Here is an 11,394-nt window from a genome sequence, read left to right as displayed (position 1 = left end):
ATCGAAAACGCAAGGAGGAGCGGAAATGTCATCGCGCAAACCACTGGTTGAGGGAGTTCGCACGGGTTTGAGTTTTCTGCGGCCGCTGATCTTTGCGGTCGGGGCGCTGTGCACGGCCCAACAGGCTCAGGCCGCGGTGGACTGCGTCGGTAAGGTCGCCAAGGTGCTCCTATACTCGGACGGTACGGTCAACATCGTCGGCCAGTGGCGCGGCGACTATACGTTCGTGTGTAGCACGAGTGGCAGTTTCGGTACTGTGTCCGCGGAGGTCTGTCTGAGCTGGTACGCGACGCTCATGAAAGCCAAGGCGGACAATCTCGATGTAACTGTCTATTACAATACGAACACGGCGTGCTCGGCGCTGCCAACGTATGGCAATAGTCCGGTACCTGTTTACATTGGATTGTTCTGAGCGATGAGCAGCTCGATGTGAGGATGGTGCGCAGGAAGCGCACGAACCAGCCGCAATTCCTGCACCCTCCATGACAGTAATCCATGATGTCTCTGTCTATTGAGGAAACAACGCACACAGTAGATCCGAAACCATAGGCGCAGTCTGTGGGAGTTTCTGCGGTTCCAAGACAGAGGTGTGATGCGGCTACACGCTCTGGCTGGGAAGGATTACACCATGAAACTCGCAGTTCTCCTGCTGCAGAACAGTGATCTCCCACGGGCAACGACCTACAGCCGCGACTGGGTGCACATGCTCGTCAACCACACCACCGGCTTCTTCACCGAGCAGTCGGGCGGCCGGAAGATCATCGAATACCGTGTATTCGACTGGTTCACTCTGCCGATGACAGGCGCCGAGTGGATGAACGCGGGCTTCGGCGTGGGGCCTATCGTGCGACCCATGGTAGAAGCCGGACTGGATGTCGATCTAAGCCACTACACGCATTTCGCGCTGGTCATCGATCGCGCGGATGCCGGGTCGGCCGCGGTCTCGCCGTCACATCCGCAATATGTGCACGTGGCGGCACAGGACTTGGACCCAGCGCTGCTCGCCCATGAGATCGGGCATTTCCTCGGCGCAAATCATGCAAACCTGGACACACCCAGCGGTCCGAGCGAGTACGACGACCAGTTTTGCATCATGGGGCGAGAAGGCGCGAAATATTCCTTCACGCACGCGCCGCTGAATCTAACAGACGCGGCAGGCAACGTGTCCACAGAGCTCTCCGATAGCGGGCCGGGCATGGTGGCGCCAACACTCCTCGGTTGCGGCTGGCTCGATCCTGCCAGCCATGGCGTGGATGTTTCCGCGCCCCTTCAATCCCAACAAGGGCGTGCAGAATTCCGAATCGAGGCGCTGCGCGGTGCGCCTCCGTCGGATCGCCCGAAGCGAGTCTTCGCCTTCGCTTCGGGTGTAACAAACCAATTCCTGACGGTCGAGGCACGTTGGCGCGATGAGTATGACCGTGGCATGCCCGATCCAGGCGAAGGTGGCGCGGGCTGGGTGCTGGCGCATGAGGCAAGCGCGCTCGGACCGGGAACATCCACGACGCTGCTCGCTTCGTTACCTGCACGCCAAGGCGCTTCGGCCTACGTACCGAAGGCGCAACTCGGAATCGCTGTGAAGTCCGTGGATGCGCAAGCGGGAGTGGTGTCTCTCGCTCTGGAGGTGGAGCGCTTCACTTCGCGCTATGCCTCCATTTGGGAGCCGCTCGATGGAGTGGCGTGGCAAGCGCGTCACGGAATCAGCCCCGCCGAGTATCAGCAGACCTTTACCGCACTCGCGACGGAAGGCTATCGATTGGTCGATGTCGACGTGCACTCGAGCAAGGGCAGTCCGCGCTTCAGTGGCATCTGGCGCAAAGAGGGTGGGCCTGCCTGGGAGGCGCGGCACGGGTTGAACTCGGACCAGTACCAGCACACATTCAACGATCTGACCGCTCGCGGATTTCGCCCGCTCTGCGTGAGCGGATATGCCGAGGGCGGGCAGGCGCGCTACGCCGCTGTTTGGTCGAAGGAAGGAGGGCCGGCGTGGATCGCACGCCATGGGCTCGACGCCAATCAGTACCAGAATTTGTTCGGGACGCTTCCGTCGCAGGGCTTTCGGCCGTGGCGGGTCAACGGATACACCGTCGCGGGGCAGGATCGCTTCGCCACGATCTGGCGGCAGACGGGCGGCGAGCGCTGGTTGGCACGGCATGGTTTAACAGCCGATGAGTACCAACGGTTGTTCAACGAACTGGCGTCGCAGGGGTGGCGCCTGATCGACGTGAGCGGCTATGGCGCCAACGGGCAAGACCGTTACGTTTGCATCTGGGAGTTGGTGGGCGGTCCGGCGTGGGAGGCGCGGCACGGCTTGACGCCGTTCCTCCATCAGCAGGAATTCAATGCCCAGATCGGGCGCGGTCACCGCCTCACACGCATCAGTGGGCACAACCCGTTCGGCTAAATCTTTCAGCGATCTCGTTTCGGCTGCGACCGAATCGCAGTCGCCTGTACGATGTCGATCAGCGGATCGTAAGCGTCCCGATGCGTCGTAACGCCGGCGACCGCCGTACGGGTCGATGGTGAGTAGCAGGCCATGATGCCCCAGACGCCCCCATGGCAATAGAGGTCCTGATCGCCGATGCGTTTGGCGAAGATGCCGAGCCGATAGCGCTCGGCGCCTTCATGTTGCCCCGGCCGCAGCATTTCTTGCAGCGTCTCGGGTCGGTCATAGATGCGTCCAGAAAATAGCGCCGAAAAGAAGATCGCGACATCGCGCGCTGACATGACCAGGCCGCCGCTGCCATACAGATCGATGGACGGGTGCACATTCGTCAGCTCCACCTCGTCCACATACTGTCGGGCGCGTGGTCCCGCTGAGGGAGGGGCGACCTCGAGAGATTCCCACCAGGTCGCATTCAGGGGCAGTTTCATGAGCCTCAGCTCACGGCGCACGGCGGTGGCGAGGTCGAGCCCGGTGAGGCGCACGATGATGTCGCCCAAGAGTACATAACCGGTGTCTGAATAGTGAAAAGCTTTGCCAGGTGCGCCGAGCGGGTCGGCATATTCCATGGTGAGGCGCACCTGATCCTCGGGCGTCCAGATCCGGCGCGGCTCGGCAAGCACAGCCTCACGAAAACGATCATCGCTGCTGTAGCTGTCGAGGCCAGCGCTATGGCCGAGCAGATGTCGAATCGTGATCCGCCGTGTATCGAAACCGTCGTTGCGGAGCAGGTTCTCGAGCTTCGGAGAGAGGAGCGAATCGATGGGCGCGTCGAGATCGATGCGATGCTGTTCCCACAGTCGCAGCAGCGTAGCCGCTACCAAGGTTTTGGTGACGCTCGCCACACGCACGGGCGTATCTACCGTCATTGCTCGACCGGTTTCGGCATCGGCTAAACCCGTTGCGGCGGCAGCCGAGCCTTCGACACTGACCACGAAGATCGCCATCGGTCGCGATTGAGCTTTCAACTCCCGCTCGAGCGCCATGCTCACAGGGTCTGCAACTGGCCGGCAGGCGGCGACAGCAGTCAGACTCACTGCCATCGCGACAACGAGCAGCTGCGAGCAGATCAGATGGCGTTGGCTCATATCCGTTCGAACCCACGAGAGAAGCGAATGTTACATTCTCCGAAGGCGAGCGTGGCCGCAGGTTCAACGGGCTGAAGGGTCATGTACTCTATCCGCCACCCCAAGCAGGAGGTCGGACCATGCGAATTCAGTTCCTGATTTTCGATCACGTGGAAGAGCTCGACCTGGTCGGGCCGTGGGAGCTGGTCGGTTCGCTGGCGCAGCGGGGACATTGCGAGCCGCCGGTGCTGGTGTCATTGAATACAATGACACCGGTCGGCGAGCACAAGATGCGCTTCAGTGCCGACGCGCACTACACCGAACGGTTGCAGCCCGACGTCGTGATCATTCCCGGAGGAAGAGGCGCGCGCGAGGCGATGAAAGAGCAGCAGGTGGTCTCGTACGTGCAATGGTTGGGAGGCACCAGCAAAGCCATCTTGTCCGTTTGCACCGGAAGCATTCTGCTGCAGAAGGCCGGACTGCTGCGAGGTCTGAAAGCAACCACACACTGGGCGTTTCTCGATCGGCTGCGCGACGATCCCGATGTGACGGTCGTAGAGGAACGTTTCGTTCGCGATGGGCGCATCTGGACCTCGGCGGGCGTTTCTGCCGGCATTGACATGACGTTTGCATACATCGCCGACACCTTCGGTGCCGCCGTCGCCGCACAGGTGCAACTGGACGTGGAGTATTTTCCGGCGGGACTGGTGTATGGAGAGCCGTTCCGTAGCGAGAGCCTGCCTGGCTACATCCGACGGCTGAATCCAGGCGCCTAGTCTCTCCATCGACGTTAACTAGTCAACCTTTCCGAAAAATATATTCCATGGAATAGGTCGACTCATCCTACGCCTTAAGCGCGCCGCGTCCGCTTGGTGGCGACATCCGTGGTGTCACACCGAAATTGATCCCTTCGTGCGCTTGAGGTAGCTTCTGCGCCCATGTCGAAATGGTTCAAAGAATTTCGGTTGACGGACCAGCCGAGTTGCCGGTTGTTTTGTTTTCCGTATGCCTGTGGCGGCGCTTCGCTGTTTCGCCACTGGCCGAGACTGCTGCCCGCGGATATGGACGTGCTCGGCATGCAGGCGCCCGGCAGGGAATGTCGCTACCAGGAGCCACCGGTCGCTTCGTTGACCGAGAAAGTGGCCATTCTGCGCAGGGAGATCGACAAGTACCTCGACGTGCCGAGCGTGTTCGTCGGACACAGCAGCGGCGCGCTGGTCGCGTTCGAACTGTTGCGATCGCTCGATCACGCGGCGAAGCGGTGTGTGAAGGCCATTGTCATCTCCGCCAAGAGGGCGCCGCATCTGCCGCGCATCAGAGGGCCGATTCACGACTTGCCCTTCGATGAGCTGCTGCAGAAGCTGAGAACGATGGATTCGATCCCAGGCGAATTGCTCGAAGATAGGGCGCTGATGCAACTGTTCACGCCGCTGATACGAGCCGATTTTGCCCTCAGCGAGACGTATCGTTTCATTGCCGCACCCAAGGAGCGCACCAAAGCCGTGCTGTTCTGGGGCCGTGACGATCTCGACGTGTCCAGGCAGTCCATGCTCGAGTGGCAACGTCACTTCAGTCAGGAGATCGAGCTGCACGCGTTCGACGGTCCGCATCTTTTCATTCGGACGCATCATGACCAGTTCGTCGAGCGTCTGGGCTCGATATTGAAGCCGCTGCTGCACAGCCCGGAGCTTGCGTAGTCGGGAACGGAAAGCCGGCGCTGTGTGACGTTCAAGGAAGGACGCAATGACGAACGACGAGAGCCTGGTCAGGTCGATCGAGGAGCGACAGCGTCCCGCGCCTGTCCGGCGAATTTCCGAAGCGGCGCGCACACAGGAAGCGAGCGACCAGCGCGGTTCGTATCAATCCCTGAAGCGGTTGTTTCCCTACCTCAGCAAGTGCAGAGGAGCACTTGCGCTCGGCTTGCTGGCGATGGCCACGGTCGCGATCCTGACCATCTCCTTCGGCCAGGTGATCAAGTGGGTCATCGACAACATCCCCAAGGATGCCGCCGAGGCGCTGCGATTCTCGAACTATGTCGCGGCGATAACCCTAGCCGTGATCGTCATCTACTTCCTGAGCACGTTTGCGCGCATGTACTGCATGCGTCTGGTGGCGATCAAGGTCACCGAAGAGCTGCGCAAAGATGTTTTCAAGAACGTGATCGCCATGGGTGCGAGCTACATCGATCGGCACTCGAGCGGCTCCATCCAGACCCGGATCATCGCCGACACCAGTTCGCTGGGCGAGTTCCTGGCCAAGCAGATTCCGGTATTCGTCAAGTCCTCGATGATGCTGACTGCGGCGCTGATTGCCTGTTTCTTTGTGAATGTCGAGCTGGCCACCGTGGTGCTGATCGGCGTTCCGCTGACGGTGTTGCCGTTCATCCTCGCGTCACGGCCGCTGCGTAAGCTCGCTTCCGTGTGGCAGGCGACCATCGCCGACGCGGGTAGATCGGCCGGAGAAATATTCCGGCGCATCAAGGCAGTGCATGTATTCGATCAGCACACGAACGAGAGCCGGCGATTCTCCGGCAAAGTCGGCCTGGTCGCGCAATGTGACAGGCGCGTAAACCGGCTCATGCTGTTCTTGAACGCGTTGGCCGAATCGCTGTCGCTCGCATGCATCACGGTGCTGTTCTGGTTCGCGTTTCGAGATGTGTTCGCCGGCCGGATGACGTTGGGCGAGTTGATCTCGTTCGGCTTCTATGTCCAGGCGATCCTGATCGCGTCGCGTAACCTGGTGGACATTGGATCGTCATTTCATGTCGCGGCCGGCGTCGCTTCGCGAGTGGTGGACTATCTCGATGCCAAGTCGTCGGTGAGGCTCGACACTGTGCCAGCGACCGCTACGCGCATCGATCTTTCTGGGTCGATCGAGTTTCGAGATGTGCACTTCGCGTATGCGTCCAGGCCCGACACGCCAGTGCTCAAAGGCGTGAACCTGACGGTGCCACCGGGCGGCAAGATTGCGCTCGTCGGCATTTCCGGCTCGGGCAAATCGACGCTGCTCGAGCTGCTGATGCGCATCTACGAGCCGGACAAAGGCAGCATTGTGGTCGGCGGCGCCGACGTGAGGAATATTCCAGTGAGCGAACTGTGCGCCGCCATCGGCTACGTGCCCCAGGAGGATTTCCTCTTGTCCGGCAGCGTCATTGAGAATATCCGATATGGAAATCCGGAGGCGAGCCTCGACGACGCGGTGTATGCCGCCCGGCGCGCGCACGCGCATGGCTTCATCGAGCAACTGCCTAACGGTTACCAGACCGATCTGGGCGAGGTCGGCAGCAGACTTTCGGGCGGACAGCGACGGCGCATCTCCCTGGCGCGGGCGATGCTGCGCAAGCCGCGGATTCTTTTGCTCGATGAGGCTACGACGGCGCTGGACCAGGAGAGCGAGCGGGAGGTGCGCGCGGCGCTCGACCAAGTCAGCGCGAACGCCACGACGGTTATCAAGATCACCCATAGCATCAGAGATGCGATGACGTCCGACACGATCGCTGTGATGGACGAGGGCAGGATCGTGGCGCAAGGCACGCACGCCGGATTGCTGGCGAGCAGTCCTGTATATCGTCGCCTGGCCGCCGAAGAGGAGGAGACGAGTCGGCCCAAGGCGGCGGCAGTCGTGGCGTAGTGTCGCCGCGCGCTTCGAAACGTAGCCAGAACGGAATAACACGGATCGTTGACCATGGATTTCAATGGATTGTTCGAGCGGGCGTCTGGAAATGCCCGCGGCACGCTCAAGGTCAAGCGACTCGACGGCAACATGGTCACCGTGACGCATGCCGACGTGATTCGCGATGCAGAGGCTCTCGCCCAGGGGCTGCAGGATCGAGGTGTCGAACGCGGGCACCTGGTTGGCCTGCAGCTGCCGAACTGCTACGAGTTCATTCTCTGGGACCTGGCCGCGATCCGGATCGGGGCGGTGCTGCAGGTCTTTCCGGAAGAGGTTGATCTCAAGACTGCCGATCCGTCATTCGCCGCGGATCGCTTTGCGCTGTTCATGCACGCGAACCTGTCGTTCGAAAGTCTCGGGCCCGTGGCCCCTGATGCCGACATCATTGACGACCGCGATATCTTGACCAGGGCGTACTCGTCGGGGAGCTCCGGTTACCTCAAGGGCCTGAGTATCAGTCGGCGCGGCACGGAGTTGCTCATCAGCGATTTCATCGATGCATTTGGAATGTCCGAAGCGGACAGCCATCTGCTGTTTCTGCCGCTGTCGAACTACCAGCAACGACTATCCGTTTACGCCTGCCTGTTCGCCGGGATGTCATTGTCGGTGACCGACTTTCCACAGTTGTTTGCAGCGCTGCGCACCGACAAGCCGTCCTTCATCATCGGTCCCCCGGCCATCTTCGAGAATGTTTTCAACGCGTTCAAAGCGGACCCGAACGCCGCGGCCAGCGTGCAGAGGTTCCTGGGCGGGAACATGCGCTTCATGATCACCGGCATGGCGCCGATCCGCACAGAGGTGCTGGAGGCCTTCAATACGCGCTTCGCGCAGACGCTCCTGGAAGCCTATGGCGTGACCGAGACGGGCATGATCGCGTGGAACACGTTCGATGCTCGCCGCCCGGGAACTGTCGGCAAACCCATCCATCCGGAGCACGTGCATCTGATGGAAGACGGCGAGATTGTCATCAAGCGGCCGTCGCCGCTCTCGAATGGCTACTTCTACTCCCGGCAGGGGGAAGGACATCAGGTCTTCAAGACCGACGGCAGCATTCACACCGGCGACATCGGCGAGTTGGATGCGGAGGGATTTCTGACGCTCAAGGGGCGCAAGAAAGAAATCATCGTGACGAACGCCGGGGTGAAGGTGCATCCGGAACAGATCGAGAGCCAGCTTGGGGCCATTCCCGGCGTGCTCCAGGTCGCGGTGCTGTGGTCGCCGGGACGGAAGCAGCTGGCGGCCGTGATCGTCGTCGACGGCGCAAGCGAGGGTGCGCGCCGATCCGTAGCAACGGCGCTACAGGAGTACAACGAGCGCGCCGTCAGCTATCGAAAGATAGGCGCGCACGTCATCACCGACGCGAAGTTCTCGATGGATTCGGGGCTGTTGACGCGGAACTTGAAGTATCACCGCGAGAACATTTATCGGCATTACGCGGACGCGATCGAGCGATGAGGGAATCGAGCATGACCATGGAAAGGCTGGCGCAGATCGTCAATCGCGTGGTGTCGTCGCCGCGCGCCCCGGAGGTGCGCGAGAGCAGCCGGTTCGTCGAAGACCTGGGCTTCTCCTCGGTCAACGCGATCATGCTGATCGCACTGATCGAGCAGGAGTTCGAGATCGATCTGGAGCAGCACATGACGCAGCTGATGCAGATTCAGACGGTCGGCGGGGCGGCTGATTACATTAGCTCGGTCGCGGCGGACGCGAAGTAATGCAACGCCCGCCGGCAATCATCGACGCTCATTGTCATCTGGCTTCGAACAGATGCGTGCCTCGCGAATTCTTTGCGGGAGTCGCGGCCAACATGGCCCGGAGTAGCGCGTTTCAGGGGGTGCCCGTCTCCGTCGACAAGATCACGCAGATGCTCTGGCTGCAGCACGAAGACCATATGGGCGACAAGCTGGTCGCGCAGATGGACGAGGCGGGTATCGCCAGGGCGGTGCTGCTGGTGCCGGACTTCACGTACGTCTTCAAATCGCCGATCGACATCGAGAGCATCGCGCGTCAGCACGTGACAGTCCGCGAGCGCCATCCAGATCGATTTTGGGTGTTTCAAGGCGTCGACCCTCGCTGGGGCAAGGAGGGTTTCGACTTGTTCGAGCGCGCCGTCACGGAGTTCGGCTTCGAGGGCCTGAAGTTATATCCGCCCTGCGGGTTCTCGCCGAGCAGCGAGATCGTCTTTCCGCTGTACGAGATATGTCGACGGCATCGGTTGCCCGTGCTGGTGCACACCGGGCCCACTTCACCGACGCTCGACTTCACGTTCGCCGATCCGTACCTCATCGACAAGGCTGCCAGGGAGTTTCCCGAGGTGAACTTCATCCTGGGGCATGGCGGCGTCAACCTGGTCGAGCAGGCCAAGCTGATGTGCAAGTATCGGCCGAACGTTTATCTGGACATTTCGCCGTTTCCGGTCGTGCTCTGCGATGGAGGCTGGCCGCAGCACCTGACCTCGCTGTTTGCGCAGGGCCTGAATCACAAGATCGTTTTCGGAACGGACTGGCCGGTCCATTCGCTGCAAACGGGCGTGCGGCCGCTGATGGACGAGTTGTTCTCCGAGCGCGGCCCGCTGCGAGCGCTGGAGCAACGCTCGATCGACGGCATCTTCGGGCGGTCCATCGCCGAGCTGGTGGGAAAACCTTACGGGAACTGACATGGCCGCATCGAGCTATGACTTTGCACCATCGGCGGGCGAGTGGATCACGGCGCCCGATGTGCCGCTGGAGCAGTTGAAGGAGCGCTTTGTCGACGTCGAGATTCCTGCCGTGCCCGCTTCGTTCGAAGCATATCGCGAGGCGCTGCGCGACGACCTGTTGCCCTACCTGGTCAATGTGGCGTCGCCGCGCTTCATCGGTCACATGACATCGGCATTGCCCGAGTTCGTGCCGGAAATGAGCCGGTGGATGGCGCAGCTCAATCAGAACGTGGTCAAGATCGAGACGTCAAAGGCGCTCACGCTGCTGGAGCGGCAGGTTCTGGCCAAACTGCATCGGCTGTTCTTCGATCGGCCGCTGTCCGCATATCGTGACATCGTGCAGGACCCGGAGCATGTGTTCGGCGTGTTTGCCAGTGGCGGCAGCACCGCGAACATCGCGGCGTTGTGGTGTGCGAGGAATCGCCGGCTCATCGACGCCGGCATCGGCAAACAGGACCTGGCCAGTATCGGGGCGTTCGAAGCGATCAGGCGTCTTGGATATTCCGGCGCGGCCATCGTCGCATCGCCACTGGCGCACTACTCGATCCGGAAAGCGGTCGCCGTGATGGGACTCGGCGAGCAAAACTTGGTGCTGCTCGAACAGGACGCCGGCCGAAGAGTCTCGCTCGGCGACCTCGAGCAGAAGCTGAGGTGGTGCGAAGAGCACCGAAAACTCGTCATCGCCATAGTTGCGGTCGCGGGAGCGACCGAGACCGGCACCATCGATCCGCTGGCCGACATGGCGCGAATCGCGGCGAAACGCGCCATTCCTTTCCATGTCGACGCCGCGTGGGGCGGCGCTTTCATCTTCTCCGATCGCCACCGCTACTTGCTGGACGGAATATCGCTGGCGGACTCGATCACGTTTTGCGCGCACAAGCAGATGTTCTCGGCGCAGGGCGGCAGCATTTGTCTGTTCCGGGATACCAACGTCGCTCACTGCGCTTCCGTGCACGCCGACTATCAAGCACGTCGTGGCAGCTTCGACATGGGGCAGTATACGTTGGAGGGCTCGCGGCCCGCGGCGTCACTTTTGGTGCATGCCATCCTGCACGTATTGTCGAAACAAGGGTTGGCATGGCTGGTCGACAACAGCATGGAGAAGGTGGCGCATTTCAAGCGCCTGCTCGCGAGCAGCAGCGGTTTCGAGCTGATCGGCGAGCCGCAGACCAATATCGTCAACTATCGTTACATCCCTGTGGCCTTGCGTGGGTATGGTCCCATGTATTCCGAAAGTGAGAGTCGGAAGATCGACGAGGCCGTCGAGGCGATCCAGCAGGAGCAGTTCCTGAGAGGGCGCAGCTTCGTTTCCAGAACCCGGATCTCGGACGGAGGGCGGAAGATCGCGGTATTCCGCGTCGTGCTCTCGAATCCGTTGATCACGCACGACGATCTGCGTGCGGTGCTGGAAGATCAGGAAAATCTGGCGGCGAGCGTCGTCGAAGGAAGGACGCAGACCGAGATCTATCGAAGCGCCGGGTGAACGAGGCGAGAACATACAGCCATCCGAGTGCGCC

General features: G+C 61.2%; 10 protein-coding genes. 9 read left to right on the top strand and 1 reads right to left on the bottom strand.

Features of this window, described 5'->3' with window-relative positions:
- The first annotated feature begins 25 nt into the window (after positions 1 to 25).
- Both JM946_RS17660 and JM946_RS17655 read left to right on the top strand, forming a co-directional pair.
- The gene (locus JM946_RS17660) at positions 26 to 412 is read left to right on the top strand and encodes a hypothetical protein (RefSeq protein ID WP_203168675.1); all 387 of its coding nucleotides are present in this window, start codon (positions 26 to 28) and stop codon (positions 410 to 412) included.
- 216 nt (positions 413 to 628) lie between these two features.
- Positions 629 to 2,401 carry a hypothetical protein gene (locus JM946_RS17655; RefSeq protein WP_203168674.1) on the top strand — a complete coding sequence of 591 codons (1,773 nt, stop codon included), beginning with the start codon at positions 629 to 631 and terminating at the stop codon, positions 2,399 to 2,401.
- 5 nt (positions 2,402 to 2,406) lie between these two features.
- On the opposite strand, the gene JM946_RS17650 is transcribed toward JM946_RS17655, so the two are convergent.
- On the bottom strand, positions 2,407 to 3,528 hold the full coding sequence (locus JM946_RS17650) for a serine hydrolase domain-containing protein (protein WP_203168673.1): 1,122 nt from the start codon (positions 3,526 to 3,528) through the stop codon (positions 2,407 to 2,409).
- Between the two features lie 119 nt (positions 3,529 to 3,647).
- Between JM946_RS17650 and JM946_RS17645 the strand changes: the two genes are divergently transcribed.
- The 7 genes from JM946_RS17645 (at position 3,648) to JM946_RS17615 (ending at position 11,360) form a co-directional block, all read left to right on the top strand.
- Complete coding sequence (locus JM946_RS17645) at positions 3,648 to 4,283, top strand: DJ-1/PfpI family protein (RefSeq protein WP_203168672.1); 636 nt, start codon at positions 3,648 to 3,650, stop codon at positions 4,281 to 4,283.
- A gap of 162 nt (positions 4,284 to 4,445) precedes the next feature.
- Complete coding sequence (locus JM946_RS17640; RefSeq protein WP_203168671.1) at positions 4,446 to 5,204, top strand: thioesterase II family protein; 759 nt, start codon at positions 4,446 to 4,448, stop codon at positions 5,202 to 5,204.
- Positions 5,205 to 5,250: 46 nt separating this feature from the next.
- Complete coding sequence (locus JM946_RS17635; RefSeq protein WP_203168670.1) at positions 5,251 to 7,137, top strand: ABC transporter ATP-binding protein; 1,887 nt, start codon at positions 5,251 to 5,253, stop codon at positions 7,135 to 7,137.
- Between the two features lie 54 nt (positions 7,138 to 7,191).
- Positions 7,192 to 8,634 (top strand): AMP-binding protein, encoded by a 1,443-nt coding sequence (locus tag JM946_RS17630; protein WP_203168669.1) that lies wholly within the window; start codon positions 7,192 to 7,194, stop codon positions 8,632 to 8,634.
- Between the two features lie 11 nt (positions 8,635 to 8,645).
- The gene (locus tag JM946_RS17625) at positions 8,646 to 8,894 is read left to right on the top strand and encodes an acyl carrier protein (protein WP_203168668.1); all 249 of its coding nucleotides are present in this window, start codon (positions 8,646 to 8,648) and stop codon (positions 8,892 to 8,894) included.
- The gene (locus JM946_RS17620) at positions 8,894 to 9,835 is read left to right on the top strand and encodes an amidohydrolase family protein (protein WP_218042947.1); all 942 of its coding nucleotides are present in this window, start codon (positions 8,894 to 8,896) and stop codon (positions 9,833 to 9,835) included. Before JM946_RS17625 ends, JM946_RS17620 begins: the two co-directional genes overlap by 1 nt.
- Position 9,836: 1 nt before the next feature.
- A complete protein-coding gene (locus tag JM946_RS17615) occupies positions 9,837 to 11,360 on the top strand; it encodes an aminotransferase class V-fold PLP-dependent enzyme (RefSeq protein ID WP_203168666.1) in 1,524 nt (507 codons plus the stop codon).
- The last annotated feature ends 34 nt before the right edge of the window (positions 11,361 to 11,394 follow it).

The organism is Steroidobacter gossypii (genome assembly GCF_016801985.1).
GTDB lineage: Bacteria > Pseudomonadota > Gammaproteobacteria > Steroidobacterales > Steroidobacteraceae > Steroidobacter > Steroidobacter gossypii.
The sequence above is the reverse complement of the archived record's forward strand: the minus strand, read 5'-3'. Positions and strand labels throughout refer to the sequence as shown.